26 protein-coding genes are annotated in these 26,568 nt (G+C 66.5%); 10 read left to right on the plus strand and 16 right to left on the minus strand.

Annotation, left to right across the window (positions count from 1 at the left end):
- Positions 1–11: 11 nt before the first annotated feature.
- The 5 genes from ntrX to dusB are packed head-to-tail and all read right to left on the minus strand — an operon-like array spanning position 12 to position 7,212.
- Positions 12–1,388 (minus strand): nitrogen assimilation response regulator NtrX, encoded by a 1,377-nt coding sequence (gene ntrX / locus SP5_RS00105; protein ID WP_042482302.1) that lies wholly within the window; start codon positions 1,386–1,388, stop codon positions 12–14.
- A 7-nt stretch (positions 1,389–1,395) separates the two neighbouring features.
- Positions 1,396–3,642: a sensor histidine kinase NtrY-like gene (locus tag SP5_RS00110; RefSeq protein ID WP_042482304.1), complete on the minus strand. Its 2,247-nt coding sequence runs from the start codon at positions 3,640–3,642 to the stop codon at positions 1,396–1,398.
- A 52-nt stretch (positions 3,643–3,694) separates the two neighbouring features.
- Positions 3,695–5,149 (minus strand): nitrogen regulation protein NR(I), encoded by a 1,455-nt coding sequence (ntrC, locus tag SP5_RS00115; protein WP_042482307.1) that lies wholly within the window; start codon positions 5,147–5,149, stop codon positions 3,695–3,697.
- A 10-nt stretch (positions 5,150–5,159) separates the two neighbouring features.
- Positions 5,160–6,290, minus strand: a complete 1,131-nt coding sequence (locus SP5_RS00120) for a two-component system sensor histidine kinase NtrB (RefSeq protein WP_439645587.1) — start codon at positions 6,288–6,290, stop codon at positions 5,160–5,162.
- Positions 6,211–7,212 (minus strand): tRNA dihydrouridine synthase DusB, encoded by a 1,002-nt coding sequence (gene dusB, locus SP5_RS00125; protein WP_042482576.1) that lies wholly within the window; start codon positions 7,210–7,212, stop codon positions 6,211–6,213. Before dusB ends, SP5_RS00120 begins: the two co-directional genes overlap by 80 nt.
- 92 nt (positions 7,213–7,304) lie before the next feature.
- Here dusB and SP5_RS00130 point away from each other — a divergent pair, with 92 nt between their 5' ends.
- Genes SP5_RS00130 through SP5_RS00140 form a run of 3 tightly spaced genes read left to right on the plus strand, consistent with a single transcriptional unit; the run spans position 7,305 to position 9,489 of the window.
- Positions 7,305–8,465: a bifunctional 2-C-methyl-D-erythritol 4-phosphate cytidylyltransferase/2-C-methyl-D-erythritol 2,4-cyclodiphosphate synthase gene (locus SP5_RS00130; RefSeq protein ID WP_042482311.1), complete on the plus strand. Its 1,161-nt coding sequence runs from the start codon at positions 7,305–7,307 to the stop codon at positions 8,463–8,465.
- Positions 8,462–8,989, plus strand: a complete 528-nt coding sequence (locus SP5_RS00135) for a hypothetical protein (protein WP_042482314.1) — start codon at positions 8,462–8,464, stop codon at positions 8,987–8,989. The genes SP5_RS00130 and SP5_RS00135 overlap by 4 nt, the downstream gene beginning before the upstream one ends.
- Entirely contained in the window at positions 8,989–9,489 is a 501-nt protein-coding gene (locus SP5_RS00140) for a CinA family protein (RefSeq protein WP_042482316.1), read from the plus strand. Before SP5_RS00135 ends, SP5_RS00140 begins: the two co-directional genes overlap by 1 nt.
- Here SP5_RS00140 and SP5_RS00145 read toward each other — a convergent pair.
- Together SP5_RS00145 and lipA are read right to left on the minus strand one after the other, a co-directional pair.
- On the minus strand, positions 9,450–9,908 hold the full coding sequence (locus SP5_RS00145; RefSeq protein ID WP_042482319.1) for a type II toxin-antitoxin system RatA family toxin: 459 nt from the start codon (positions 9,906–9,908) through the stop codon (positions 9,450–9,452). The two genes, SP5_RS00140 and SP5_RS00145, sit on opposite strands and share 40 nt — an antisense overlap.
- On the minus strand, positions 9,908–10,831 hold the full coding sequence (gene lipA, locus SP5_RS00150; RefSeq protein ID WP_042482579.1) for a lipoyl synthase: 924 nt from the start codon (positions 10,829–10,831) through the stop codon (positions 9,908–9,910). The genes SP5_RS00145 and lipA overlap by 1 nt, the downstream gene beginning before the upstream one ends.
- Before the next feature lie 152 nt (positions 10,832–10,983).
- On the opposite strand from lipA, the gene SP5_RS00155 reads away from it, so the two are divergent.
- Positions 10,984–11,640, plus strand: a complete 657-nt coding sequence (locus SP5_RS00155; protein ID WP_042482322.1) for a carbonic anhydrase — start codon at positions 10,984–10,986, stop codon at positions 11,638–11,640.
- A 90-nt stretch (positions 11,641–11,730) separates the two neighbouring features.
- On the opposite strand, the gene aspS is transcribed toward SP5_RS00155, so the two are convergent.
- Positions 11,731–13,542, minus strand: coding sequence for an aspartate--tRNA ligase (aspS, locus tag SP5_RS00160; RefSeq protein ID WP_042482582.1), 1,812 nt, complete (start codon positions 13,540–13,542; stop codon positions 11,731–11,733).
- Positions 13,543–13,680: 138 nt separating this feature from the next.
- Between aspS and rnd the strand changes: the two genes are divergently transcribed.
- On the plus strand, positions 13,681–14,859 hold the full coding sequence (gene rnd / locus SP5_RS00165) for a ribonuclease D (protein WP_042482323.1): 1,179 nt from the start codon (positions 13,681–13,683) through the stop codon (positions 14,857–14,859).
- Positions 14,856–15,143, plus strand: coding sequence for an I78 family peptidase inhibitor (locus SP5_RS00170; RefSeq protein WP_042482326.1), 288 nt, complete (start codon positions 14,856–14,858; stop codon positions 15,141–15,143). Before rnd ends, SP5_RS00170 begins: the two co-directional genes overlap by 4 nt.
- Here SP5_RS00170 and SP5_RS00175 read toward each other — a convergent pair.
- From SP5_RS00175 to SP5_RS00190, 4 genes are read right to left on the minus strand one after another with little or no spacing between them, the layout of a single operon-like run.
- The gene (locus tag SP5_RS00175) at positions 15,130–16,602 is read right to left on the minus strand and encodes a Ppx/GppA family phosphatase (RefSeq protein WP_042482329.1); all 1,473 of its coding nucleotides are present in this window, start codon (positions 16,600–16,602) and stop codon (positions 15,130–15,132) included. The two genes, SP5_RS00170 and SP5_RS00175, sit on opposite strands and share 14 nt — an antisense overlap.
- 17 nt (positions 16,603–16,619) lie before the next feature.
- Entirely contained in the window at positions 16,620–18,785 is a 2,166-nt protein-coding gene (locus SP5_RS00180; protein WP_042482332.1) for an RNA degradosome polyphosphate kinase, read from the minus strand.
- Positions 18,786–18,802: 17 nt separating this feature from the next.
- A complete protein-coding gene (locus tag SP5_RS00185; RefSeq protein WP_042482335.1) occupies positions 18,803–19,411 on the minus strand; it encodes an HdaA/DnaA family protein in 609 nt (202 codons plus the stop codon).
- Positions 19,408–20,667 carry a hypothetical protein gene (locus tag SP5_RS00190; RefSeq protein WP_042482338.1) on the minus strand — a complete coding sequence of 420 codons (1,260 nt, stop codon included), beginning with the start codon at positions 20,665–20,667 and terminating at the stop codon, positions 19,408–19,410. The genes SP5_RS00185 and SP5_RS00190 overlap by 4 nt, the downstream gene beginning before the upstream one ends.
- Positions 20,668–20,726: 59 nt before the next feature.
- Between SP5_RS00190 and purM the strand changes: the two genes are divergently transcribed.
- From purM to SP5_RS00210, 4 genes are read left to right on the plus strand one after another with little or no spacing between them, the layout of a single operon-like run.
- Entirely contained in the window at positions 20,727–21,860 is a 1,134-nt protein-coding gene (purM, locus tag SP5_RS00195; protein WP_042482341.1) for a phosphoribosylformylglycinamidine cyclo-ligase, read from the plus strand.
- A complete protein-coding gene (gene purN / locus SP5_RS00200; RefSeq protein WP_042482344.1) occupies positions 21,850–22,443 on the plus strand; it encodes a phosphoribosylglycinamide formyltransferase in 594 nt (197 codons plus the stop codon). The genes purM and purN overlap by 11 nt, the downstream gene beginning before the upstream one ends.
- Positions 22,440–22,727 carry a hypothetical protein gene (locus SP5_RS00205; RefSeq protein WP_042482347.1) on the plus strand — a complete coding sequence of 96 codons (288 nt, stop codon included), beginning with the start codon at positions 22,440–22,442 and terminating at the stop codon, positions 22,725–22,727. The genes purN and SP5_RS00205 overlap by 4 nt, the downstream gene beginning before the upstream one ends.
- Entirely contained in the window at positions 22,724–23,323 is a 600-nt protein-coding gene (locus SP5_RS00210) for a hypothetical protein (protein ID WP_042482350.1), read from the plus strand. Before SP5_RS00205 ends, SP5_RS00210 begins: the two co-directional genes overlap by 4 nt.
- 52 nt (positions 23,324–23,375) lie before the next feature.
- Here the strand turns inward: SP5_RS00210 and SP5_RS00215 are convergent, their stop codons facing one another.
- The 4 genes from SP5_RS00215 to SP5_RS00230 all read right to left on the minus strand — a co-directional run bounded on the left by SP5_RS00215 (position 23,376) and on the right by SP5_RS00230 (position 26,463).
- Positions 23,376–23,894 carry a GNAT family N-acetyltransferase gene (locus SP5_RS00215; RefSeq protein ID WP_042482353.1) on the minus strand — a complete coding sequence of 173 codons (519 nt, stop codon included), beginning with the start codon at positions 23,892–23,894 and terminating at the stop codon, positions 23,376–23,378.
- A complete protein-coding gene (ndk, locus tag SP5_RS00220; protein WP_042482585.1) occupies positions 23,894–24,316 on the minus strand; it encodes a nucleoside-diphosphate kinase in 423 nt (140 codons plus the stop codon). Before ndk ends, SP5_RS00215 begins: the two co-directional genes overlap by 1 nt.
- Before the next feature lie 219 nt (positions 24,317–24,535).
- Positions 24,536–24,976, minus strand: coding sequence for a DNA polymerase III subunit chi (locus tag SP5_RS00225; RefSeq protein WP_042482356.1), 441 nt, complete (start codon positions 24,974–24,976; stop codon positions 24,536–24,538).
- Between the two features lie 20 nt (positions 24,977–24,996).
- On the minus strand, positions 24,997–26,463 hold the full coding sequence (locus SP5_RS00230; protein ID WP_042482359.1) for a leucyl aminopeptidase: 1,467 nt from the start codon (positions 26,461–26,463) through the stop codon (positions 24,997–24,999).
- Between the last annotated feature and the right edge of the window lie 105 nt (positions 26,464–26,568).

The following is a 26,568-nucleotide window of genomic DNA, read 5'->3' on the forward strand; positions in this document are numbered from 1 at the left end:
AGAGGCGGCGATCAATCCTCGCGTGTCTCGCTGATGCCCAGCAGCTTCAGCTTCCGGTGCAGCGCCGAGCGTTCCATCCCGATGAAGCTGGCCGTACGCGAGATATTTCCGGAAAAACGCCGGATCTGGACGCGCAGATATTCGCGCTCCCAGCTTTCGCGGGCTTCGCGCAACGGCGCGCCCATGATTGCGGTCGCGCCACCGCCGCCCATATCGGCCCCCTCACCCAGCACCTCGGCGGGCAGCAGGTCCAGGTCGATCCGCCCCACTCGGTCACCCGGCGCCAGGATGATCGTCCGTTCGACGACATTGCGGAGCTGGCGGACATTGCCCGGCCAGTCATAGGATTGCATCGCCACCATGGCGTCGGGCGCGATCTCCGGGGTGCGGACGCGCCGCTCGGTCGCATAATGCGCCATGAAATGCTCGACCAGTGGCGGGATGTCCTCACGCCGCTCGGCGAGTGACGGGATGGTCACGGGCACGACGTTGAGGCGGTAATACAGGTCCTCCCGGAACCGTCCTTCGGCGATTTCCTGGGTCAGGTCGCGTGCGGTCGCGGACACGACGCGGACATCGACCTTGACGACACGGGTGCCGCCGACACGCGTGAAGCTCTGGTCGGTCAGCACCCGCAGGATGCGGGCCTGGGTCGCGATCGGCATGTCGGCGATCTCGTCGAGAAACAGCGTGCCGCCATGCGCCTGTTCGAGCAGGCCGGTGCGGACCAGATCGCCGCCCTCCTCCACACCGAACAGCTCCTCCTCGACCCGTTCGGGCGTCATGCGCGCCGCGCTGACGACGACGAACGGGGCTTCGGCCCGATTGCTCCAGCCGTGGAGCAGGCGCGCGGCGACTTCCTTGCCGACACCCGCGGACCCCATGATGAGCACCCGACTGCCCGTCGCGGCCACGCGCTTCAGGGTCGCACGGATGCCATTTATCGCACTCGACGATCCGGTCAGATCGGTCTCACGCCCGGCCGAAGCACGCAGCGAGGCGTTTTCCCGGCGCAGCCGTTCGGTTTCGGTCGCGCGTGCCACCATCAGGAGCAGGCGTTCGGCCTCGAACGGCTTTTCGATGAAATCGGCCGCCCCCTTGCGGATCGCGGCGACGGCCGTGTCGAGATTGCCATGGCCGGAGATGACGAGCACCGGGATCGACGGATCGCGCCGCTTGATCTCGTCGAGCAGTTCCAGCCCGTCGAGCTTGGAGCCCTGTAGCCAGACGTCGAGCAGCACAAGCGACGGACGTCGCACCGCCACCGCCTCCAACGCGGAGTCGCTATCGGCCGCGACGCGGGCGTCATAGCCCTCGTCCTCCAGCACGCCCGCGACGAGTTCGCGGATATCGAGTTCGTCGTCGACGACGAGGATGTCCAAAGCCATGATCTTTTTACGTCCGGGTACGAGTCAAAGCGGTGAGCTGGCCCTCCCCAGCCAGTTCGGGTTCGGCGCCTCCCTGATCCAGCGCCGCCAGAGCACCGGCGTCGAACATCATCGAAACGATGGTCCCACCGGCGGGATTGTCGGAAAAGCCGATCGTACCGGCATGTTCCGCAATGATCTTGTTGACGATGGCGAGGCCCAGTCCGGTGCCGCGCGCGCGCGTCGTCATATAGGGCTCGATGATCCGGTCGCGTTCGGGCGGCAGGCCGATGCCATTGTCGGTCACCGTGATGGTGACCATGCCACCCTGCTGGCCAACCGTCATCACGACTTCGCCGCCCGCCATGCCTTCGGGCCGGGATGCAATGGCTTCCACCGCGTTCTTGACGATGTTGGTCAGCGCCTGGCTCATCTGGCGACGGTCGCAGACCAGCGTGGGAGCGGGTTCTTCCTGATCGAGCTGGAACCGCACCTCGGGGTGCGCGACCTCGTGCAGGAACATCGCCTGGGCACAGATATCGGCGATCGCCTCTTCGCGGAATACCGGCTTGGGCATCCGTGCGAAGGACGAAAACTCGTCGACCATACGGCGCAGATCGCCGACCTGGCGGACGATCGTCTCGGTCAGGCGGCCGAAGGTGGGATCTTCCGGCCCGATGACCTTGCCATAGCGGCGCTGGAGCCGTTCGGCGGCAAGCTGGATCGGGGTCAGCGGGTTCTTGATCTCATGCGCGATGCGGCGCGCCACGTCCGACCAGGCGGCGCGGCGCTGGTCGAGCAATTGCTGGGTTATGTCGTCAAAGGTCAGAATGGGGCCGTCGCCGGTCTGGGCTATCCGCACCGCAAGCGTGCGCATGTCGCCATTCAGCTCTACCTGCACAGTGGCTTCGCGCCGCCCCTGGTCGAGCAGCTCGTCCAGCTCGGGTGCGACCTCGCCCAACTTCCGCCCGACCAATCCACCCTGGTCCGCGCCCAGCAGGATGTCGGCCGAATTGTTCGCGATCCGCACCTGCCGATCGCGTCCGATCGCCACGACGCCCGCGGAAACGCCCGCCATCACCGCCTCGATCAGCGCGCGCCGGTTGTTGAGCTGGGCGTTGGCCGTCACCAGCTCGGTATTCTGGCGCTCCAGCTGGCCGGTCATCTGGTTGAAGGCGTTGGCGAGCGTCCCGACCTCGTCACGGGTCTTGGGATCGGGCACGCGTGCGGTCAGGTCACCGCCCGCGATCCGCCGCGCGGCGTCGACCAGCTCGCCCACGGGACGGACGAGGCGATCCGCCACCGCCAGGGCGATCCAGACTGCGATGCCCACGATCAGCAAGGCGATCGCGAACAGGACGAGGTTGAACTTCAGCTGGAGCGACCGGGCACGCCCCTGGAGCGCGCGATAATCGTCGAAGACATCCTCGGCGGCGAAATGCTGCTTGCTCAGGAACTCGGCATTCACCGGCGTGCCGATATAAAGCATCAGTCCGTTGCCCTCGGGAAGAGGGGTGACCACCCAGACGCGCTGCTCATTGATGCCGACCTCGGGACGGCTCAGCTTGCTCGCCTGCTGGATCATTTCCGGCGTCACCAGCTCGCGAAAGGTCGTGTCCGAAGGCTGGTTGAAGAAGTCGTAGAATTTGAAGCCCTGCTTGGGGTCGTAGGAGAAGAGGACCGACTCCACCGTGTCGCGCACGACCGTCTGCTGGACGAGATAGTCATGGAAATCGCGCCGGTTCTCGCGCAGCGCGGGCAGGTTACGGCCAAGATCCTGCGACATGGCCCGCCCGGTATCGACCCAGCGCTTGATGATCTGCTGCTGGGACTGGCGGGCGATATCCATGGCGTCGCCAAAGGCCTGGCGCGCGCGGTCGGAAATCCAGAATTCGGCCGAGGACTGGAACAGGACGGAAGCGGTGACGACGGTCAACAGGATCGGAATGCTCGCCGTCAGCGAGAACAGTGCAACCAACCGGACATGAAGCCGTCCACCACCGCCGACCGGCGACTGGGCCGCCCGCCGCATCGCCACCCGCCGACCCAGCAGCATCAGCAGCAGCACACCGGGCACCAGATTGAGCGCCAGCAAGCCCGCCATCACCGGCGGGGCGATCAGGCCCTGCGCATCATGGCGACTGTCGATATAGACATAGGTGCCGACCGCCACCGCGACCGCCCCCAGAATGACCGCGACCTCCATGACCGGAGTGACCGCGAAGCGAGAGCGCGGCCCTTCGGCAGGTTCAGCGGTCTTCACGGACGCCAACATCGTTGCAACCGTACAACGTGAAGCGTGTCCTGCAAGCCACAATTCGTGAAAATTATGTCAAGGCCTCGCCACCCTCGTCATCGCCGTTGACCGGGATGTTGAGCGTATCAAGCCGCTTGCGCAGGGTATTGCGATTGATCCCCATGGCGCGGGCGGCGCGAAGCTGGTTGCCGCCATGGCGTGCCAGCATCGCCTCGATCAAGGGGCGTTCGACCTCGCCGATGATCCGGTCATAAAGCGTGCCGTCATCCAGCGAAGTCGGATGCGCCATGGCAAGCCGCGCGATATAGGCGCGCACCGCCGCCGACAAGTCGCCATCGGCGGCCCCGGCTCCGGCCGATCCAGAGGCCGACCGCGCCTTGCCCAATATGGTCCGCACCGCCTCTGCATCGATCACCTCGTCGCGCGCGAGCACGGCGAGACGGCGCATCATATTCTCCAGCTCTCGGACATTGCCCGGCCAGTCATGGGTGACCAGCACGTCGAGCGCATGGGTATCGATCCGGCGCTTGGGCAGGCCCTGGAGCGCGGCATTCTCCAGGAAGTGCCGGGCGAGCAGCGGAATATCCTGCCGCCGTTCGCGAAGCGCCGGCAAGGCGATCGGCACGACGTTCAGGCGGTAGAACAGATCCTCGCGGAACTGGCCCGAGGCGACCTGCTGGCTGAGGTCACGGTTGGTCGCCGCCACGATGCGGACATCGGTGCGGATCGTCCGTGCGCCGCCGACCGTCGTGAACTCCCCCGATTGCAGGACGCGCAGCAGGCGGGTCTGCGCCTCCATCGGCATGTCGCCGATCTCGTCGAGGAACAGCGTACCGCCCGCCGCCTGCTCGAACCGGCCCGCGTTGCGCTGGGCCGCGCCGGTAAAGGCACCGCGTTCGTGACCGAACAGCTCGGCCTCGATAAGCTCGCGCGGGATCGCGGCCATGTTGAGCGCGACGAAGGGCGCGGCGCGGCGGGGACCAAGGTCGTGGATCGCCCGGGCGACCAGTTCCTTGCCGGTCCCCGATTCGCCCGAGACGAGGACGGTCAGATCGGTCGACACGACGCGGGCGATCACACGGTACACGCCCTGCATGGCCTGTGACCGGCCGATCAGCGGCAGCGCGCGGTCATCCTCACCCAGCCCGTCCTCGACCAGCACACCGCGTCGGGCAAGCGCGCCCGCGACAGCATGGGTCAACGCGTCGAGATCGAAGGGCTTGGGCAGATACTCATACGCCCCCACTTCCGCCGCGCGGACTGCGGTGGTCAGGGTGTTCTGCGCCGACAAAATGATGATCGGCAGGGCGGGAAACCGCTCGGCGACGCCCCGGATATGATCGATCCCGTCGCCGTCCGGCAGGATCACGTCCGTGACCAGCACGTCCGGCGCGCCACCCGCAAGGATCCGGTCCAGCCGCGCCAGCGTCTCGACCGCCGTCACCTCATGCCCGGCCCGCCGCAGGGCCTGACCGACGACGGTACGGATGGCGGCGTCGTCATCGACGACGAGGACGTGGCTCATGATGGGCGGCTCATGGATGGGCTCTCGGCAGAAGCAGGCGGAGGACCGTCATTTCCGGCGTACCCTCCCTCGCATATTGGATGATCCCGCTCATGTCGCGGACGAGCTTGTCGACGAGCGCGAGGCCCAGCCCCTGCCCTTCGCGCCGCCCCGACACGAACGGGTCGAACAGATGGTCTACGATATCGACGGGCGCGCCGGGGCCATTGTCGATCACGCAGATCTCGATCGGCAGCGGCAGACGGGGCCGCCCCTCCCCTGCGCTGACCGACATGCCATGGCGATAAGCGGTGGTCAGGACGATGTGCGGGTTGCGAACCGCACGAACGGCCTCGCGAGCATTTTTCAGCAAGTTGATGACGATCTGGAGCAGCGCGTCGCGATTGATCCGGGCCGGAGGCAGTGAGGGGTCGAACCGCTCCTCGATGGGAATGCCCCGCGCAAAGCCCGCCAGCGCAACGCCGCGGGCGTGGCCGAGCAGCGGATAGATATTCTCCGACGCCAGCGGCAGCGGCCGGGTATCGCTGAAATCCTGCATCCGGTCGATCAGTGCGGCGATGCGGTCCACCTCAGTCGTGATGAGTGTGGTCAGTTCGCCGCCATTCAGCAACTGCGCCGCGCCGCGGATGCCCGACAGCGGGTTCTTGATCTCATGGGCCAGCATCGCGGCAGCACCGACCGCCGCCCGCGCGCCTGCGCTGCGATCGGACGCATGGGCCAGTCGCCGTGAAGGGGCGGCACTATGCAAGGTGATGGCACGCCAGCCGGGATAATCCGGGATTTGCGCCTCGACGAAATCGACGCGGATTTTCGGCCCGTGCGGTATGGCGATCACCGTGTCGTACACGGCGAAGCCATGCCCGTCGCGGCTGCGCGGCGCATCGGGCGGGGGCAGGATCGCGGCGAGCGGCTGCCCGATCATCAACCGCTCGGACAGGTTGAGCAGTTGCTCGGCCAGTCCATTGGCATGGGCAATGCGATCGTCGGGATCGACCACGACCACGGCGACCGGCAGCGCGGCGAACAACGCGCCGAAGCCGGGCCGACCGTGACCCGCCGTGTCAGGCAGCCGCTGCAAGCTCGATCTGCGGCATGTAGAAATCGTACAGCATCGCCTTGACCCGCTCGGCGCTGGCCTCATGGTTCACCGTGTTGCGGAACTCGGCCGAACCGTGCAGGCCACGCGTGTACCAGCCGATATGCTTGCGGGCCATGTTGACGCCCGTCTCGGTGCCATAATGGTCGAGCATTGCGTCATAATGCTCGGTAACGGCGCGATATTGTTCGTCGAGCGCCGGGTCGTCCTGGCGTTCGCCGGTGGCGAACCAATGCATCACCTGCCCCAGCAGCCAGGGACGGCCATAGGCGCCGCGCCCGATCATGATGCCGTCTGCCCCCGACTGGTCGAGCGCCTTGTCGGCATCGTCGATCGAGCAGATATCGCCATTGGCGATGACGGGGATCGACACCGCATCCTTGACGTTGCGGATGAACGCCCAGTCGGCGCTGCCCTTGTACATCTGGTTGCGGGTGCGGCCATGGACGGTGATCATCTTGACCCCGATATCCTCGGCGATGCGAGACAGCTCGGGCGCGTTCAGGCTGTCATGGCACCAGCCCATCCGCATCTTCAGCGTGACGGGGACATCGACCGCCTTGACGGTCGCCTCGATGATCGCCGAAGCCAGCTTCAGGTCGCGCATCAGCGCCGAACCTGCGTCGCCGTTGACGACCTTGCGTACGGGGCAGCCCATATTGATGTCGATGATCGCGGCGCCGCGATCGGCGTTCAGCTTGGCAGCCTCGCCCATCTCATACGGGGTGCAGCCGACCAGCTGCATCGACACCGGCTCTTCCAGCGGATGCCATGCGGCCTTCTGGATCGACTGGCGCGTTTCGCGGATCGCGGCCTGGCTGGCGATCATCTCGGTGACGTTGAGACCCGAGCCATAGCGGCGGACAAGCGTACGGAACGGCATGTCGGTGACGCCGGTCATCGGCGCCAGCACGACGGGGCTGTCGATCGTCACCGGACCGACCTGGATGGGAGCGAGGTTACGCATCATACTGCCTGAAAATTAAGCAGCCCCCATACGGGAATGGGGCCAACATGGCAAGATTGGCGAGCGCCGTCAAAAGCCGCTAGGCGGACGACATGAGCCAGGATGGAAAGATCGCCGCACTGATCGTCGCGGCGGGCGGGGGTTCCCGCATGGGTGACGGCATGCCGAAGCAGTTTCGCGAACTTGGTGGACGGCCGATGCTTGCCTGGAGCCACGCCGCCTTCGCCGCGCACCCTGCCGTCGACACCGTCCTGACGGTGGTCGCGGAGGGGCAGATGGATCGTGCCCAGTCGATCCTACCCGGCGCGTGGGTGGAGGCGGGCGGCGCCAGTCGGCGGGAATCGGTGGCGCGCGGGCTTCGTCACCTCGCGTTGAACGGCGTGACGCGGGTGCTGATCCATGACGCCGCGCGTCCGTTCCTGTCGGCAGACGTCATCGACCGCGTACTGGCGGGGCTCGAGTCCGCCGATGGCGCGATGCCTGTCCTGCCCGTTGCCGACACGCTCGCCCGGTCGCTGGACGATGTTCTGGGCGAGATCGTCCCCCGCGATGGCGTCGTCCGCGTCCAGACCCCCCAGGGTTTCCAACTGCAAGCCGTGATCGCCGCCCACGCCGCCTGGCCCGCCGAAGCGGAAGCGACGGACGACGCACAGATGGTGCGACGGCTTGGCGGGCGCGTCGCTTTGGTGCAGGGCGATCCCATGCTCGAGAAAATCACCTATCCCGACGACATGACCGGCGCCGATATGCGCCTGACCTGGGAAACCCGGACCGCGATGGGCTATGATGTCCACCGGCTGGAGGATGGCGAGGAATTGTGGCTCGGCGGCGTGCTGATCCCGCACCATCAGGGGTTGTCGGGTCATAGCGATGCGGACGTCGCGCTCCACGCGCTGACCGATGCACTGCTGGGCACGATCGCGGCAGGCGATATCGGCACCCACTTCCCCCCCAGCGATCCGCAGTGGAAGGGTGCCGAGTCGGGCCAGTTCCTGCAGCATGCGGCCAAGCTGATCGCCGACAAGGGCGGCCGGATCGATTTCGTCGACCTGACCATCATCTGCGAAGCACCCAAGATCGGCCCGCACCGCGCCGCCATGGTCGAGCGGATCGCGGGTCTGCTGAACATCGCCCAGAGCCGGGTCAGCCTGAAGGCCACGACGACCGAGCGTCTGGGCTTTACCGGACGCGGCGAGGGCATCGCGACCCAGGCGGTGGCGACCGTCCGCCTGCCGGGCGGGGCAGAGGCATGAAACGGCTGGGCCTGATCGTCGCGCTCGCCGCACTGACCGCGCCGGAGATGGCGACGGCCCAGCGGGCCTGCATCACCGCGCCCGAGGCGGAAGCGATGACGCTGGTCTCCATGCCCGACATATTGCACGAGACGGGACGAGTTTGCGGCGCACGACTGCCCGCGAGCAGCCTGATCCGGGGCAATGGCACGCTGATCTCAAAATATGAAGGCGCGGCAGACCAGGCGTGGCCGACGGCTCGCGCCGCCATCGTCAAGCTGTCCGATCCGGCGATCGATACGCTGCTTCAATCGGATTATGCCCGGCCTCTGCTGACGTCACTGCTCGTGCCCTTCATCGTGGGGCGCATCGGACTGGAGGATTGCGGGACGATCGACAGGCTCGTGACCCAGTTGGCTCCCCTGCCCCCGCGCAACATGGCGTCGGTCGTCGTGACCGCGCTGCAATATCTGAAGACCGAAAAGGCGCGCGGACGGCAGGTTGCCGTGCCCGACCTTCCACTCTGCACCAACGGAAATCGCTGATGGACGTGCTTCTTCCCCGCGAACTGGTCGAACTGGCCGAACGGGTGGTCATCGCCAATCGTGCGGCCGGTCGTCGTGTCGCCGTGGCCGAGAGCTGCACCGGCGGGCTGGTTTCGGCGGCCCTGACCGAAATCCCCGGTTCGTCGGATGTGGTCGAGGCGGGCTTCGTCACCTATTCGAACCAGGCCAAGATCGCGCTGCTGAACGTCAACCCCGAAGTCATCGAGACGTTCGGCGCGGTGTCGACGGCGACCGCCTGGGGCATGGCACGGGGCGCCCTGGCCGCGACCGAGGCGGACGTCGCCGTCGCCATTACCGGTGTCGCAGGCCCCGGCGGCGGCACGGCCAAGAAGCCGGTCGGCACCGTCGTGTTCGCCCGCGCCCTACGCGGCGGCGACCCGGACGAAATGAAGGCCGAACGTCACGAATTCGGCGATATCGGTCGCGGCGCGATCCGGCTTCAGGCGGCGCTGCTGGCGCTGGAGCTGCTGCTGCCGTAAAGCCTGGCGGCGCGGTCCTCGAACGCGCCGATCATGCGGCGCAGCGCGGTGCCGAACACCTGTCCGGCCAGCATTTCGAACACGCGGTTCTTGAATGCGAAGTCGACGGTGAAATCGACCGCGCAGCCCTGTTCCTCGGGCCGGAAACGCCAGTTGTTGCGCAGATATTTGAGCGGCCCGTCGAGATATTCGACGTCGATCGCACCGGGCCGATCCTTGGTCACGCGGCTGGTGAAGGTCTCGCGCAGCCCCTTGAACCCGACGATCATGTCCGCCACCGTTTCGGTCGGCGTGTCCGAACGGACACGCATCGCCGAAACCCAGGGCAGGAATTCCGGATAGCGCGCCACATCGGCGACCAGGTCGAACATCTGCTCCGGCGTATAGGGCAGATGCCGCGTCTCGCTATGCTTGGGCATCAGCGCGCGCTTGCGAACTTCGCCTCGCGGGCCGACCGCAACCGTTCGAAATCGTCGCCCGCATGATAGCTCGACCGGGTCAGCGGCGAACTGGCGACCAGCAGGAAGCCCTTGGCCCGCGCGATCGCGGCATAGGCGTCGAACGCCTTGGGCGTCACGAACTCGGCAACCTTGGCATGGCGCGGCGTCGGCTGGAGATACTGGCCCATGGTCAGGAAATCGATATCGGCCGAGCGCATGTCGTCCATAACCTGATGGACCTCCAGCCGCTCTTCGCCCAGGCCGAGCATCACGCCCGACTTGGTGAAGATCGACGGATCATGGCGCTTCACGCTCTCCAGCAGGCGCAGCGACGCATAATAGCGCGCGCCCGGCCGGATCGTCGGATAGAGGCGTGGGACCGTTTCCAGATTATGGTTGTAGACGTCCGGCCGTGCCTCGACGATCGACTCGATCGCGGCCTGCGCCTTGTTCCGGAAATCGGGGGTCAGGATCTCGATCGTCGTATCGGGCGTCGTGCGGCGCAGCGCCTGGATCACCTTCACGAACTGCGACGCGCCGCCATCGGGCAGGTCGTCCCGATCGACCGAGGTGACGACGATATGCTTCAGCCCCATCTGCGCGGCGGCGTCCGCCACATTCTGCGGCTCCATCGCATCGACCTTGCGCGGCATGCCGGTCTTCACGTTGCAGAAGGCGCAGGCGCGGGTGCAGGTATCGCCCAGGATCATGACGGTCGCGTGCTTCTTCGACCAGCATTCCCCGATGTTGGGACACGCCGCTTCTTCGCACACGGTCGTCAGGCTCTTGGCACGCATCAGCTCGCGGGTCGCGGCGAAACCGGCGCTCGTCGGGGCCTTGACGCGGATCCAGTCCGGCTTGCGCGCGCGCACCGGCGCGGCCAACGGTGTCAACTCGTTCATGCCCGCGAAATAGCGATGCTGCCCGCCCGACACAATGCCCACGAACACAGCCGACATATCTCTGGACAGACACATTTTGATATGGAACCGAAACGGCCATGCTCGGGTTCGCCTGCTACAGCATCGTTTCCTTATCTGGATAAGAGAGAGCAATGACCGACTTTAACGACCTTGTGGATGGCTATCAGCGCTTTCGGACCTCCGATTGGCGTCGCCAGCGCGACCGCTGGGCCGAGTTGAAGGAAGGCCAGAGCCCCAAGGTGATGGTCATCGCCTGCTCGGACAGCCGCGTCGATCCGGCGCAGATTTTCGACACCCTGCCCGGCGAAATCTTCGTCGTGCGTAACGTCGCCAACCTCGTTCCCCCGTTCGAGACGGGCGGCGGCCATCACGGCGTGTCGGCCGCGCTGGAATTCGCGGTGACGCAGCTGGAAGTGACCGATGTCGTCATCATGGGCCACGGCGCCTGCGGCGGCTGCAAGGCCGCACTGACGCAAGGGTTCGCACATGCGCCGCAGGGTGAAGGCGGTTTTGTCTCCGACTGGGTGAGCCTGCTCGACGGCGCTCGCGAGAAGGTTATCGCCAAGCATGGCGACGGTGCCGATGCCAATGCGATGCGCGAGATGGAGCTGGAATCGGTCCGTACCTCCATCGCGAACCTGCGTACTTTCCCCTTCGTCACCAAGCGTGAGGACGCGGGCAAGCTGACGCTGCGCGGCGCCTATTTCGCGATCGCCGACGGCGTGCTGCACCTGATGGACGAAAGCGGCGAGTTCAAGCCCGCCGCCGCGGCACTGACTGCGGCCTAAGAAACTCGGTCCGGGACCCGGACCCGAGGCAAAAACAAGGGCGGACGCCGCATCCGGCGCCCGCCCTTTTTCTTACCCCGTCATTCGGGATCAGCCGGCCGAAGCGACGACCTGATCGACATCCTTCTTCGCTTCCGCCGTCGAGCGCAGCGACAGCTCGCGCATCTGCTTGTTGCTGGGCAGGCTGGGCGCGCCCATCAACAGGTCTTCGGCACGCTGGTTCATCGGGAACAGCGAGATTTCGCGCAGGTTCTGCGCACCGCAGATCAGCATGACGATGCGATCGACACCGGCGGCCATGCCACCATGCGGCGGCGCGCCATATTGGAAGGCGCGGTAGAGGCCACCAAAGCGCTCTTCGACATCCGCCTTGGACAGGCCGACCTTCTCGAACGCCGCGACCATCAACTCGGGCGACTGGTTGCGGATCGAACCCGACGCAATCTCAAAGCCGTTGCAGACCAGGTCATACTGATAGGCCTTCAGCGACAACGGATCGGCGGAGTTCAGCGCCTCCATGCCACCCTGCGGCATCGAGAAGGGATTGTGCGCGAATTCGACCTTCTTCTCGTCCTCGTCCCACTCGTAGAAGGGGAAGTCAACGATCCAGCACAGGCGGAACGCGCCTTCCTCGATCAGGCCGAGCTGTTCGGCGACCCGCGTACGTGCGAGCCCTGCCAGCTTGGCCGCCGCCTCGACCTTGCCCGCCGCGAAGAACAGGCCGTCATCGGGACCGAGGCCGAGCGCGGCGTAGATCGCCTCCATGCCCTCGGTGCCATGGTTCTTGGCGATCGGACCGCCGAACTCGCCGCCCTTGCGGGTGACATAGCCCAGGCCCGCATGACCCTCGGCGCGCGCCCACTCGTTCATCTCGTCGAAGAACTTGCGGCTCTTCTCCGCGGTCTTGGGCGCGGGGATCGCGCGGACGACGCCGCCCGAACCGACGATCTTCTCGAACAGGCCGAAGCCCGAAGTCGTGAAATGCTCGGAGACATCGGTGATGATCAGCGGGTTGCGCAGATCGGGCTTGTCGTTGCCGTACTTCAGCATCGACTCCGAATATGGGATGCGCGGGAACTGGCCGATCGGGGTCACGGTGCGGCCATCGGCGAACTTCTCGAAGATGCCGCCGATCACCGGCTCCATCGTTTCCCACACCTCTTCCTGGGTGACGAAGCTCATCTCCAGGTCGAGCTGGTAGAACTCGCCCGGCAGACGGTCGGCGCGCGGATCCTCGTCGCGGAAGCAGGGCGCGATCTGGAAGTAACGGTCGAAACCCGCGACCATCAGCAGCTGCTTATACTGCTGCGGCGCCTGGGGCAGTGCGTAGAACTTGCCCGGATGGATGCGGCTGGGCACCAGGAAGTCGCGCGCGCCCTCGGGCGACGATGCGGTCAGGATCGGGGTCGAATATTCGGTGAAGCCGCCTGCCTCCATGCGGCGACGCATGTCGGAGATCACCTGGGTCCGGCGGACGATATTGGCGTGCAGCGTCTCGCGGCGCAGGTCCAGGAAGCGATAGCGCAGGCGGATATCCTCGGGATATTCCTGCTCACCCGCCACCGGCATCGGCAGTTCCTCGGCCGCCGACAACACGGTCGCGCCGCGCGCGAACACCTCGATCTCGCCGGTCGCCAGGTTGGCGTTGACGGTGCCCGCCGAGCGCGCCTTCACCACGCCGTCGATCGTCACGACCGACTCGACCCGGACGCTCTCCAGGATGGCGAGCGCGGGGGTGTCGCTGTCGGCGACGATCTGGGTGATGCCGTAATGGTCGCGAAGATCGACGAACAGCACGCCGCCATGATCGCGCTTGCGATGGACCCAGCCGGACAGGCGAACCGTCTCGCCGACCGCCTCAGCGGTCAGCGCGGCGCAGGTGTGGGTACGATAGGCGTGCATGGCGGACATTCTCTGTACGTCTGGGGAAAGTGCTGCCGCTTCCCCGCCCTACTGGTTTTTGTCAATCCTAATGTGCCCGAACGGGCTTCTCTCGCGTTCCTCTTTGTCAACCCGCGTGAGCCGGGCTATGTGCATGCGATGCACGTTCATCCGTTGATTACCGACAGCGCCACGCTCGCCAATCTCTGCGCCCGCCTCTCCCAGGCCGACTATGTGATGGTCGATACCGAGTTCATGCGCGAAAGCACCTATTGGCCAGAACTCTGCCTGATTCAGATCGCCGACACGCAAGAGGCCGCCGCGATCGATCCCAAGGCGCCGGGGCTGGACATGACCCCGCTGCTCGACCTGCTGGTCAACAATGACCAGGTGCTCAAGGTCTTCCATGCCGGTGGGCAGGATATCGAGATCATCTACAACCTGACCGGCAAGACCCCGCATCCGCTGTTCGATACCCAGATCGCGGCGATGGCGCTGGGTCAGGGCGAACAGATCGGTTACTCCAACCTGGTCGACAGCTGGCTGGGCATTTCGGTCGACAAGGGCGCGCGCTTCACGGACTGGTCACGCCGCCCGCTCGACCAGCGCCAGGTCGATTACGCCATCGGCGACGTCACCCATCTGGCGGCGATCTTCCCCAAGATGCTGGAGCGGCTGCGCAAGACCGGGCGCGGCGCGTGGCTGGACCAGGAAATGGAGCGGCTGGCCGACCCGGCGCACTATGCCAACGACCCTGACGTGGCGTGGAAGCGTGTCCGCGTCTCGGGCCGCAAGCCCGACATGCTCGGCCGCCTGAAGGCGCTGGCCCGCTGGCGCGAGCTGGAGGCGCAAGCCAAGGACCTGCCGCGCGGCCGTATCGTCAAGGACGAGACGCTGGCCGACCTCGCCGGGCATCCGCCGCGCAAGCAGGCCGACCTCGCCAAGGTGCGCGGCCTGTCGGCGACCTGGGCGGGCAATGACATCGGTGCGCGCCTGATGGATGCGCTGGACGGTGCCGAACCGCTGGGCGCCGACGAACTGCCCGCGCGCGACGATCGCAAGCCGGGCATGGGTCGTGAGGGTGCGCTGGTCGCCGATCTCCTCAAGCTGCTGCTGAAAATCCGGGCGCGCGACATCGACGTGGCACCCCGTCTGCTGGCCCGTGCCGACGATTTGGAAATGCTGGCCGCCGGTGTCCGCTCCGGCCTGTCGGTGCTCGACGGCTGGCGGTTCGAGCAGTTCGGCCGCGACGCACTCGATCTGGTCGAGGGGCGCACCGGCTTTATCGTGAAGGGCGGCAAGTTGAAGATGGTTCGCACCGCCGAGGACGAGGCATGATACGCGCGGCGGCTCTCTTCGTTTTACTGCCGCTCGCGGCCTGCACGACGACGCCTGAGGTCGCAGGGCTGCCCGATATGTCTGGATGCGGCGATACCAAGGTGGCCAACCTAATCGGCAAGCACTGGACCGAGGCGCTCCGCGCGCCGACCCAGAAGCGCGCCGGCACGCAAAATCTGCGGGTCATCGCGCCGGGCGATGCGGTGACGATGGATTATCGACCCGACCGGCTGAACATCGAAACCGATGCGGACGGCCGGGTCGCTCGCCTTAAGTGCGGCTAAGCCGGACCGGCGTCTTGCCCAACGCGGTCGCCAGCGTCGCATGGCGGCGCTCGACCGCCTCGCCATAAAAGCCCCGGTCGGCCTCCAGCATCTCCAGACCCAGGCGGCTGTCGTCCAGAACCAGGCCCGTCCGCTCCAGCGGCCCGGCCAGTCCGCCGCTGAGCCGCTGGCCCAGCCGGATCGCCAGGCCCCAGCTCGTCGCGAGCTTCAACTGCGCGGGGCTGGCCAGTTCGGCGAGCGGCGACGGCACGTCCAGACCACCGCCCAGACTGGTATGGAGCGCCTGCGCCAGCATCGCCCGCGCCTCCGCATCGATGCCGACCCAATTGCCGTGCAGTGCGATCTCGACGCCACGCTCGGCGCGGAATTCCGGGTTCGCCCGCCAGCCGACATCGGCGAGCAGGCAAGCCGCGTGACGCAGCCGTGCTTCCGCTGCCGCTTCCCCGGCGAACAGCGGCGCGATCCAGCTTTCCAGCAGATCGCCATGTTCGGGGAATCGGCCGAGCAACCGCCCTTCCTCGCGCGCGGCGACGATCAACGGATCGAGCGCGCGGGTCTTCGCATCCAGCCCGCCATAGAGAAGCCCCTCGCGAAGGCCGAAGGCGGACACCACGGTCGTGCTGCTACCCAGATGCTTGAGCAGCACGCTGAGCAGCGCCGTCGCATCGGCCAGCGTCGCGGCGCGGCTGGACGACAGTCCCTTCACCTCGCGCAGGCGGGCCTTGCTGAGATGCGGGATCGTCCGCGTCAGGCGCAAAATGTCGAGCGGCGTCAGTTCGTAATGATGGATGATCGGCAGGGGATAATCGGCCAGCGTCATGTCCAGCCGTGCCAGCGCGCGCCACGATCCACCGACAAGGTAGAAAGGCAGGCCACGCCCACGCCCTTCCCAGCCCGCGTCATCGATCAGGCGACCGATATGCCGCTCGAACGCCTTGCTGCCCTTCTCACGCAGCGCAGGAATGCGCAGCACGCCCAGCGGAAAGGACACCCGATCCTCGACGCTGCCCTCGCGGACGCGAACGAGCTCCAGGCTGCCGCCGCCCAGATCACCGACGATCCCGTCAGCATCGGGAATGGCGGAGAGAACCCCCTCCCCCGCCGCCTTGGCCTCCTGTTCGCCGGACAGGAGTTCGACCTCCAGCCCCAGCGACTCGGCACAGGCGATCAGTTCGCCGCCATTGGCCGCGTCGCGCACCGCCGCCGTCGCGACCGTGCGGAGCGTGGTGACGCCCATTTCGCGCGCCAGGCTGGCGAAACGGGCCAGCGCGACCTGGGCCTTGACCAGCGAGGCCGGATCGATCGCCCCGGTCGCCGCCAGGCCGCGCCCCAGCCCGGCCATCACCTTTTCGTTGAACAGGATCGCGGGGAGGCGCGGCGGTCCCTGATAGACGACCAGCCGAACCGAGTTGGAGCCGATATCGATGATCGCCGTGCGCGGCGCGCGAGTGCCTGCCATGTCTCAGCGGTCGCCCGTCAACGCTGCCGCCGGAGCGACAGGGTCGGCACGGCCTTGCTGGTGTCGAGCGCGGCGCCGCGCCCGGAAAGCGAGGGATTGGTCATGAAATACCGATGCAGGTTGAAGGGGCGATCGCCGGGCTGGTCGCGGACATAGCTGCCGTCCGGCTCCAGTTCCCAACTCTGTTCATTGTCGAGCAGATTGGCGACCATCACCTGGTCCAGGATCTGGTCGTGGACGGTCGGGTTGAGGATCGGCAGCATATATTCGACGCGCCGGTCGAAGTTGCGCGGCATCCAGTCGGCCGAGGAAATGAAGACCTTCGCCGCGTCATGGGGCAGAGCCTTGCCGTCGCCGAACGCCCAGATGCGGCTGTGTTCCAGGAAGCGGCCGATGACCGACTTGACCCGGATATTCTCCGACATGCCCGGCACGCCAGGGCGCAGGCAGCAGATGCCGCGTACGATCAGGTCGATCTCGACCCCCGCGCCGCTCGCCTCGTACAGCTTCTCGATGACCTGCGGATCGACCAGCGAGTTGACCTTCGCCCACAGGCTGCCGGTCCGTCCCGCACGGGCATGCGCGATCTCGGCGTCGATCAGCGCCATCAGGTTATGGCGCAGGTCGCGCGGCGAGAGGCTCACCCGGTTCATGGCCACGGGTTCGACATAGCCCGTGATATAATTGAACATCTGCGCCGCATCGCGGCCCAGCAGCGGATCGGCGGTGAAGAAGCTCAGATCGGTATAGATACGCGCGGTGATCGGGTGGTAATTGCCCGTGCCGAAATGGCAGTAGGTGCGAAAATCGCTGCCCTCGCGCCGCACGACCATCGACACCTTGGCATGCGTCTTCCAGTCGATGAAGCCATAGACGACCTGCACGCCCGCCCGCTCCAAGGCGGAGGCCCAATACAGGTTCTGCTCTTCGTCGAAGCGCGCCTTCAACTCGACGATCGCCGTCACGGACTTGCCCGCCTCGGCCGCCGCGATCAGCGCGTTGATGATCGCCGATTGCTTGCCCGCACGGTAGAGCGTCTGCTTGATTGCCACGACATCCGGGTCCGCCGCCGCCTGCTTCAGGAAGGCGATCACCACCTCGAACGTTTCATAGGGGTGGTGGACGACAATATCCTTGGCCTTGATCGCGGCAAAGCAATCGCCCGCAAATTCCCGGATCCGCTCGGGAAATCGGGGTGCATAAGGCGGAAATTTCAGGTCGGGACGATCCGAGTCGACCAGCGTGTCGAGGTCGCCGATCCCCAGCATATTGCCGCTCTCGGTGATGATCGCATCCACGCCGCCCAACTCGCCGCGCAGCACATCGGCCAGCTCGTCGGGCATGCCCGTCTCCAGCTCCAGCCGGATCACCCGCCCGCGCCGCCGCCGCTTGATGGCGTTGGCGAAATAGCGGACCAGATCCTCCGCCTCTTCCTCGATCTCGATATCGCTGTCGCGCAGCACGCGGAAGGTCGCGGCGCCATTGACCACATACCCCGGAAACAACAGCCCGGAGAAACGACGCAAGATCGTCTCGATCGAGACATAGCGCGCGCCCTCACCCGGCAGGCGAACGAAACGCGGCATGGTCGGCGGGATCATCACCAGCTCGCGAATCGGTGCCTTGTCCGACACGCGGGTCAGGTCGAAGATCATCGACAGGCCCTTGTTCGGGATGAACGGAAAGGGATGTGCCGGGTCGAGCGCTTGCGGGGTCAGGATCGGAAAGATCTGCTCGCGGACATGCGTCTCCAGCCAGGTGCTCGCCTCCGGGTCGATCGCATCGCGCCGGAGAACGAAGATGCCTGCCTCGTCCAGCAAATTGCGCAGGTCGCCCCAGACCTCTTGCTGGCTCGCCATCAGGCGGTCCGCCTCGGCGACGATACCGCTCAGCTGCTGGCCCGGCGTCAGGCCGTCGACCGACCGCTGCTCGACATCCTGCGCCTGCTGCCCCTTCAGGCCCGCCACCCGGACCATGAAGAACTCGTCGAGATTCGACCCCGAGATCGACAGAAAGCGCAACCGCTCCAGCAGCGGGTGCGCCGTGTTGCAGGCCTCCTCCAGCACGCGGCGGTTGAAGGCCAGCCATGAAAGTTCGCGGTTGAAGTACCGCCCATTCGGCTCCGTCGCGAAATGATCGTCGTCGGGTTCTGACATTTGCGCGATATGGGCAGGACGGGTCATCGTGTCTCGCTTAGGGCTTACGGCTCGGCGATCAGACCGGCCGCGATCAGAGTGGAGCGTGCAAGGGGAATGGACAAGCGCGCACGCCGTTCCATCGCCCCCTGGTCGAGCATATCCACTGCGCGGATGACAGAAAGGTGACTACGCTCGATCCGAAGCGTCAGCCACTCGATCAGATCGGGCCGCGCATCCAGGCCCCGCCGCTCGAACAGATGCTCGAACAGCCCGGCGACCAGTTCGTCGTCGGGCGCGCCGATCTCGGCCAGGCTGCTGTTCGCCAGGCGCGAGCGAAGGTCGGGCAGCTTCACCTGCCAGCGCGGCGGCGGCGAATCGGCGACGATCAGCAGTGGCAGCCGATCGGCCTGTGCCCGGTTCCAGGCGTGGAAGATCTGCACCTCGGGCACGCGCTCGGCATCGTCGATGATCGTGCCCCCGCTCTTGGCCGCGAAGATGCGCGCCAGCAGCGACCGGCCCGACTTGCGCGGGCCGGTGAGGATCGCGGCCATGGTCGGCCACGCTTCCCATTGTTCCAGCATCCGTGCCGCCATTCGGTTGGAATCGGTCAGCAGGAACGCATCGGATCGGGGGTCCGCCGGCCATTGCAGCGGCAGCGCCATCTGGTTCATCCGGTAATCACAGTATCCGCTGGAGGCACCGGCGCGGGCACTTGCGGAGCGCGCCGAATGCGAAGGGTGGTGCCCGATCCGGACACCTGAAGACCGCGCTGTTCAAGCGCACGGCGAAGCTGATCGGGGTCGCCGTCATAGGTGACGGCCATGATCGACACGCCCCCCAATGCCAGGCTGGTCGTACCGGCGCGCACCACGCCCGGGATGCCCCGGACAAGGCTTTCGGCGTTGGCGACCGCGCTGGCGGTCGGCGCATCATATTGCAGCGTGACGGCGATCCCCGCTCCCGACGAGGCGATGGTCGCATCCAGCCCGGCAATCGGTTCCTCGCCCGGCGTCGCATCGTCGATGACCACGGCCTGCGACCTGGGCGGCGGGGCGAGCGTCGTATCGGGGTTTAGCGAACCACTGGCCAGCGCCCTCTGATACAGCCCATCGAGGCGCGCGACGCCGGTATCCAGCAGCTGCGACAACCCGTCGGTGCTGCCGACACGCAAGGTGATCGTGCCAAGAAGGGTGTTGTCCGGCCCATGCCGCGCCTCGAACACGCCGATCACCGGGCCACCGGGCCATTGGCGATAGAGATGCACGACGGGGATCAGGATATCCGACGCGCCATATTGGTCGAGGATAGACCGCCACCAGCCGCGCGAACGCCGCCCGACCTGCCCGGCATTCATCCGCAGCGGCTCGGCGCCGGTGCCCGATGGGCGTATATAGTCGATCGTGCTGTTCCCGGTCCGGAACCGAGCCCATGCCTGTTGCCAGGGCGTGCGCGCCTCGAACATCTGCGACACGCCGCCCGAAACCTGCAGCGGCATGACCAGCATCGGCGGCGAGCGATCGGCATAGGCCGACACGCCCAGCACCGATGCAGCGCGAACACGGTCGAACAACACGCCCAGCTTGGCGACATAGCGGGTCGGGCCGATCTGTTCATTCTCGACCACGATGCCGCTGACCAGCGAATCGAGCAGACCGTCCGACGCCGCGGTGCCGCCGCGGCCCAGGCGCTGGGCCAATATCGCCCAGGCTTTCCGCTGCGCGATCCGCCAGCCGCCGAGCCGCGCGGCCTCGGGCGTCTTGCCCGATACGTCGACCGCGACGCCGGTGACCTCATAGGAGCCGCCATTGTCGACCGGCGCGACGCCGCGCGTCTGTCCCTCGATCTGGGCGAGGACCGCGCCGCCCCCTATGCCAAGCCCGGCAAGGGCGGCCAGACCGGCCATGATGGAGGGCAATCGCAAACGCATCGCGGCCTTTTGGCGAAGCAGGCGTGGAAATCCAAGCGCGATATAGCTAACGGGCAAACATGACCGACAACAGCACGCCGTCCACCAGCCCTTCGCCCTCCGAAAAGGGCGCGTCCTACACCTATGCCGATGCTGGCGTTTCGATCGCCGCCGGTAACGCGCTGGTCCGCGCGATCGGCCCGCTCGCCAAGGCGACGCGGCGGCCGGGCGCGGATGCCGACCTGGGCGGCTTTGGCGGTTTCTTCGACTTGAAGGCCGCCGGTTTCACCGATCCGCTGCTGGTCGCGGCCAATGACGGCGTCGGCACCAAGCTGAAACTCGCGATCGAGCATGACCGCCATGACGGCGTGGGCATCGATCTGGTCGCCATGTGCGCCAACGACCTCGTGGTGCAGGGCGCCGAGCCGCTGTTTTTCCTCGATTATTACGCCACCGCCAAGCTGGAAGGCGATGTGCCGGAACGTGTGATCGCCTCGATCGCCGAAGGGTGCCGCATCGCCGGATGCGCGCTGATCGGTGGTGAGACGGCCGAGATGCCGGGCATGTATGCGCCGGGTGATTACGACCTTGCGGGCTTCTGTGTCGGTGCGGTCGAGCGCGACCAGGTGCTGACCGGCGCGACCATCGGTGACGGCGACGTGATCCTGGGCCTGGCCTCCTCCGGCGTCCATTCCAACGGCTTTTCGCTGGTCCGCCGTCTGGCCGCCGACAAGGGCTGGAAGCTCGATCGCCCGGCGCTGTTCGATCAGGACGTGCTGCTGATCGAGGCGCTGATGGCTCCGACTCGAATCTATGTCCGCTCGCTGCTCCCCTCGATCAAGGCGGGTACGATCAAGGGCCTCGCCCATATCACCGGCGGCGGCCTGCTCGAAAACATCCCGCGCGTGCTGCCCAAGGGTGCCCATGCCGTGGTCGATGCGGATGGCTGGGAACAGCCGCGCCTGATGGCTTTCCTCCAGGCACAGGGCGGCATCGAGCCGGAGGAAATGGCGCGCACCTTCAACTGCGGGGTCGGCATGGCGGTGATCGTCGCGGCCGACCAGGCCGAAGCACTGGCCGAAACGCTGCGCGCCGAAGGCGAGACGGTCGTCACCATCGGCCGGGTCGAAGCGGGTGAGCGCGGCTGCACCGTCAAGGGTTCGGCCGGGACCTGGAGCGCCAAGGCGGACTGGACCGCGACCCATGTCGGCTGACGGGCTGGTTAAGGATGGGCTGATCAAAGTCGGCATCCTGATTTCCGGCCGCGGCTCCAACATGCAGTCGCTGGTGGCGGCGTCCAAAAGGGCGGACGCCGCCTATGCCGTTGCCTTGGTCGCCTCCGACAAGCCGGAGGCAGCCGGGCTGGCCTGGGCGAAGGACCAGGGGATCGCCACCTTCGCCCTGTCGCCCAAGGGGATCGGCAAGCCTGCCTACGAAGCCGCGATCGATCAGGCGCTGCGCGATGCGGGTGTCGAGGTTATCGCACTGGCGGGCTATATGCGGCTGCTGTCGGGCGATTTCGTATCGCGCTGGCAGGGACGCATCCTGAACGTCCATCCCTCGCTGCTGCCGCTCTACAAGGGGCTCGACACGCATGAGCGCGCCATCGCGGCGGGCGATGCCAAGGCGGGCTGCTCGGTCCATGTCGTGACCGAGGCGCTGGATGACGGCGAAGTGCTGGGTCAGGCGGAGGTTTCGATCCTGCCCGGCGACGACGCAGCGGCACTTGCGGCGCGCGTGCTCGTTGAGGAGCATCGATTGTACCCGCAAATACTCACGGAGTTCGTGCGTCGATGACCGATTTCCTGTCCCGCATCCGCGACATCGCCCTGCTGCTGCCCGGCACGACCGAACAGGCTGGCGATGGCGAAACCCGCTTTCTGGTCGAGGATGCGCCCTTCCTCCGGGTGAGCCGCACGTCGTCGGCCATCCATCTTTGCATCGCGGATGAAGGACAGGAACCGCACTGGACCGAGGTGACGCTCGACACCGATAGCGACTGGACGCTGGTCGAGGACCGGATCGCGCGCAGCTGGGAACTGGTCGCGCCGACCGAGTTGCTGGAGGCGGGCGGGCGATGAACGGACCGGCGAGCGAAGAGGCCGCCGAGCGCGCCAAGTCGCGGCGGCGCCTGTTGACGCTGGCCGAGTTCGTGGCGGTTGCCGGGCTGATGGTGGCCGCGCTGACGCTGTACCTCAACTGGTCGCAGCGGCGCAGCGACGCCGAGGACAAGGCCGCCTCCGCCACCGCCCAGCGGCAGGAACGCGCCCGGCTCGACCTGACCGCCACGGTCGAGGGGGACGGACGCCGCCTGCTGCTGCGCGATCCGAATCACGATCTTCAGGATGTCGCGATCGACTTTCCCAAGGCGTCGGGTATCGGCCGTCAGGCCCCGGTCGGTGATCCCGCCATCGAGGCCGAGCCGATCGCCGGACCGATGCTCGCACTGACGGACGGCAAGGCGGATACGCGCGAGGGACGGCTGCCAGCGCTGATCACCGTCCGCTATTGGGATGGCGATACCGCACGGACCGTCACCGGGCTCTACGACATCATCTGGAGCACCCATGGCCGCCTGCTGCGCGGCCGGACGCTGCGACTGGAGGGATTGCGGCTGCGTGACCGGAACGGCACCACCGCCAAACTCGACGCCGCCTGGACAGCACGGCGCGGATAGAAGCATCCCAATCCCCCCCCTTTAAGGGGGGGAATGCAAAGCCCGTCGACTTTCAGATACCCCGCGCATAGACGACGTCGTCGAAGACGGTGTCGCCGACCCGGAAGCGCCGCGTCCCCGCAAGGATGAAGCCTTCGCGCTCATAAAAAGCACGGGCGCGCTCGTTGATGCCAAGTACGCCGAGCAGCATACGGCGGCGGCCCAAAGCGCGCGCATCGTCAATCGCCCAGGCCATCAGCCTGTGGCCCAGGCCGGAGCTGTTCGTCAGGGACAGGGTGTAGATGCGGCGAAGCTCGATATCCCGCGCATCGGTCTCGACCGGCAGATCGGGCGGGGTGAGCAACGTATAGCCGACCGGCGCCGCGCCGTCGGGATGCTCTGCGAGTGTCGCCACGCAGGCCGGATCGGCGATCCAGGCGTCGAACTTGGCGGGCGAGCTGTTGAGGGTGCAGTGGCGCACCATGTCGGGACCGGCGATGGTCCCGGCAAACGTCTCGAGGAAGGTGGCGGCCGCGACGAGCGACAGCGCAGGCGCATCGCCCGGCCCTGCCCGTCGCAGCCGCCATTCCATCAGCCGACGATTTCTTCCGGCTTGAAGAAATACGCGATCTCGATCGCGGCATTCTCGTCCGAGTCCGAACCGTGGACGGTGTTGGCTTCGATCGACTCGGCCAGTTCCTTGCGGATCGTGCCCGGTTCGGCGTTCGCCGGGTTGGTCGCGCCCATGATGTCGCGGTTGCGCTGCATCGCGTTCTCGCCCTCGAGCACCTGCACGACGACCGGACCCGAGATCATGAACTCGACCAGATCGTTGAAGAAGGGGCGCTCCTTGTGGACCGCGTAGAAGCCTTCCGCCTGCTCGCGGGTCATCTGGATGCGCTTCGAGGCGACGACGCGCAGGCCGGCTTCCTCCAGCATCTTGGTGACGGCGCCGGTCAGGTTGCGGCGGGTCGCGTCGGGCTTGATGATCGAAAAGGTACGGTTCGCGGCCATGATGGTCACGCAGCTCCTGAATAAATGAGTTGGCTGGAAGTGGCGCCGCCCTAGTCGGGGGCGGCCAGTATTGCAATGTCTGATGGTGATCCGACCCTCCCCGGCACGGGGAGGTGGCAGACCGAAGGTCTGACGGAGGGGGGCTTCCGCACAGAACATCCTTAACGGCTAACCCCCTCCACCAGCTTTGCTGGTCCCCCTCCCCGTACCGGGGAGGATTCAGGCCGCCTGTTCCCAGCGGCCCTGGTCGTTCTGCTTCCAGTAGCGCCGCTCAACCCCTTCGCGGTCGGCCAGCGCCCGCCACGCAGCACGCGCCTCGCCGATACGGTCGCCGTCGAAGAAGTGAAATGCCCGGTCGAAGCTCAGCGCTTCGTCACGCCATACGCCATCCGCCAGCGCCACATGACGTGCGCCGTTCGTCGGCTGGACTTCGCCCGCGATCAGCACCGGCTGGGCGGCATCGTCGCCGTCGCCCGCCTGGGCATGGGGAAGGAAGCCGTCCGCCGGTATCATCCAGAGCTGCCGGTCGAGTGCGGCGCGCTGGTCCGCGTCACCGCTGACGATCAGCAACCGCCCGCCCCCTGCCGTCACGCGCTCTGCGATGACAGGCAGCAGACGGTCGAGCGGCGCGATCGTCAGATGATAGAAATCGACCTGCATCGCGCCGCCCCTTACCTGCCTTACGCCTCGAACCGGTCCGCGACGAACTGGTCGAGCAGGCGAACGCCGTAACCGGTCGCACCCTTGTCGTGGTTGACGCCCGGCTTGTCGGACCAGACCATGCCCGCGATATCCAGATGCGCCCAGGCGACGCCCTCGTTGATGTAGCGCTTCAGGAACTGGGCCGCGGTGATCGAACCCGCGCCGCGCGGGCCGACATTCTTCATGTCCGCAATCTGGCTGTCGATCAGCTTGTCATAGGCATCGGCCAGGGGGAAGCGCCACAGCTTCTCGCCGGTCGCGGTGCCCGCCGCCAGCAGCGATTCGGCCAGCGTGTCGTCATTGGCGAACAGGCCGCCATGCTCGCTGCCGAGGCTGATGATCATCGCGCCAGTCAGGGTGGCGAGGTCGACGATGGTAGAGGGCGAATGCGTCTTCTGGACCCAGGTCAGCGCATCGCACAGGACCAGGCGGCCTTCCGCGTCGGTATTGATGACCTCGATCGTCTGGCCCGACATGGACGTGACGACGTCACCGGGACGCTGCGCATTGCCGTCGGGCATGTTCTCGACCAGGCCCATGACGCCGACCACATTGGCCTTCGCCTTGCGCGCCGCAATCGCCTTCATGGCACCGGCGACCGCACCCGCGCCGCCCATGTCCCACTTCATGTCTTCCATGCCCGCGGCGGGCTTGATCGAGATGCCGCCGGTGTCGAAGGTCACGCCCTTGCCGACGAGAGCCAGCGTTTCGGCATCGGCCGCGCCGCCATTCCACTTCAGGACCAGCAGCCGCCCTTCGCGCACCGAACCCTGGCTGACGCCCAGCAGCGCGCCCATGCCCAAGTCGCGCATCTGCGCCTCGTCCAGTACGGTGACTTCCAGGCCCAGGCCCTCGACATCGTTCAGGACGCGCTCGACAAAGCTTTCCGGGTAGAGCTTGTTCGGCGGCTCGGACACCAGCGTGCGGGTCAGCTCCAGCCCGCCATTGACCGCGTGGATACGCGCATAGGCGGCCTCGGCCTCGTCACCCGCGCCGACGATGGCGATACGGGTCAGCATCGGCTTTGAGGTTTCGGGCAGCTTGGTGCGGTACACGTCATGCCGCCAGCCCCGCTGTACAGCGGCACCGGCAAAGCTCGCCACCGCATCGGCGGCAGGCTTGGTCGGAAGCCCATTCAGATCGACCGAGACCGAGGAGGCATTGGTCAACAACCTGGCGGTCACCGCGCCGCCAGCCTTGCGCCAATCGGCTTCCTTGCCTTCGCCCACACCGAGCAGCAGGACACGGCGGGCTGCGCCACCGATGGTGGCGAACAGCTCGACGATCGAACCGGCCTCTCCCTTGAAGCGCGCGGCGTCGACGGCCGCCTTGGCGAGCGCGGCCGCACCCTCCCCTTCGATCCGGCCGGTATCGACCGCATCCTTCGGAAAGGGAAGGACGAGCACGTCACCGGCTTCGACGGTGGAGGTAAAGGCGATCTGCATGGAAACCCTCTGCTGAACTGGTAACAGTTGCTATCATCTAGGCTCTTGGACCGTCGTGGCAAGCGCGCGATTGCAGCAAGCCGCCGGTGATGCGATAGGCAGGCC

Origin of the sequence: Sphingomonas parapaucimobilis NBRC 15100, from assembly GCF_000787715.1 — a bacterium.
GTDB classification, from domain to species: domain Bacteria; phylum Pseudomonadota; class Alphaproteobacteria; order Sphingomonadales; family Sphingomonadaceae; genus Sphingomonas; species Sphingomonas parapaucimobilis.

Coding starts and splice junctions, on each gene's coding strand:
- SP5_RS00175 (WP_042482329.1), bottom strand. CDS start 16,602: ATGGCAGGCACTCGCGCGCCGCGCACGGCGATCATCGATATCGGCTCC.
- rnd (WP_042482323.1), top strand. CDS start 13,681: ATGCACGTTCATCCGTTGATTACCGACAGCGCCACGCTCGCCAATCTC.
- SP5_RS00215 (WP_042482353.1), bottom strand. CDS start 23,894: ATGGAATGGCGGCTGCGACGGGCAGGGCCGGGCGATGCGCCTGCGCTG.
- SP5_RS00180 (WP_042482332.1), bottom strand. CDS start 18,785: ATGACCCGTCCTGCCCATATCGCGCAAATGTCAGAACCCGACGACGAT.
- SP5_RS00120 (WP_439645587.1), bottom strand. CDS start 6,290: ATGAGGCCAGCGCCGAGCGGGTCAAGGCGATGCTGTACGATTTCTACA.
- lipA (WP_042482579.1), bottom strand. CDS start 10,831: ATGAACGAGTTGACACCGTTGGCCGCGCCGGTGCGCGCGCGCAAGCCG.
- SP5_RS00155 (WP_042482322.1), top strand. CDS start 10,984: ATGACCGACTTTAACGACCTTGTGGATGGCTATCAGCGCTTTCGGACC.
- ntrX (WP_042482302.1), bottom strand. CDS start 1,388: ATGGCTTTGGACATCCTCGTCGTCGACGACGAACTCGATATCCGCGAA.
- ntrC (WP_042482307.1), bottom strand. CDS start 5,149: ATGAGCCACGTCCTCGTCGTCGATGACGACGCCGCCATCCGTACCGTC.
- SP5_RS00140 (WP_042482316.1), top strand. CDS start 8,989: ATGGACGTGCTTCTTCCCCGCGAACTGGTCGAACTGGCCGAACGGGTG.
- SP5_RS00205 (WP_042482347.1), top strand. CDS start 22,440: ATGACCGATTTCCTGTCCCGCATCCGCGACATCGCCCTGCTGCTGCCC.
- SP5_RS00110 (WP_042482304.1), bottom strand. CDS start 3,642: ATGTTGGCGTCCGTGAAGACCGCTGAACCTGCCGAAGGGCCGCGCTCT.
- SP5_RS00230 (WP_042482359.1), bottom strand. CDS start 26,463: ATGCAGATCGCCTTTACCTCCACCGTCGAAGCCGGTGACGTGCTCGTC.
- SP5_RS00145 (WP_042482319.1), bottom strand. CDS start 9,908: ATGCCCAAGCATAGCGAGACGCGGCATCTGCCCTATACGCCGGAGCAG.
- SP5_RS00190 (WP_042482338.1), bottom strand. CDS start 20,667: ATGCGTTTGCGATTGCCCTCCATCATGGCCGGTCTGGCCGCCCTTGCC.
- SP5_RS00185 (WP_042482335.1), bottom strand. CDS start 19,411: ATGAACCAGATGGCGCTGCCGCTGCAATGGCCGGCGGACCCCCGATCC.
- SP5_RS00170 (WP_042482326.1), top strand. CDS start 14,856: ATGATACGCGCGGCGGCTCTCTTCGTTTTACTGCCGCTCGCGGCCTGC.
- purM (WP_042482341.1), top strand. CDS start 20,727: ATGACCGACAACAGCACGCCGTCCACCAGCCCTTCGCCCTCCGAAAAG.
- purN (WP_042482344.1), top strand. CDS start 21,850: ATGTCGGCTGACGGGCTGGTTAAGGATGGGCTGATCAAAGTCGGCATC.
- ndk (WP_042482585.1), bottom strand. CDS start 24,316: ATGGCCGCGAACCGTACCTTTTCGATCATCAAGCCCGACGCGACCCGC.
- SP5_RS00135 (WP_042482314.1), top strand. CDS start 8,462: ATGAAACGGCTGGGCCTGATCGTCGCGCTCGCCGCACTGACCGCGCCG.
- SP5_RS00210 (WP_042482350.1), top strand. CDS start 22,724: ATGAACGGACCGGCGAGCGAAGAGGCCGCCGAGCGCGCCAAGTCGCGG.
- dusB (WP_042482576.1), bottom strand. CDS start 7,212: ATGCGTAACCTCGCTCCCATCCAGGTCGGTCCGGTGACGATCGACAGC.
- SP5_RS00130 (WP_042482311.1), top strand. CDS start 7,305: ATGAGCCAGGATGGAAAGATCGCCGCACTGATCGTCGCGGCGGGCGGG.
- aspS (WP_042482582.1), bottom strand. CDS start 13,542: ATGCACGCCTATCGTACCCACACCTGCGCCGCGCTGACCGCTGAGGCG.
- SP5_RS00225 (WP_042482356.1), bottom strand. CDS start 24,976: ATGCAGGTCGATTTCTATCATCTGACGATCGCGCCGCTCGACCGTCTG.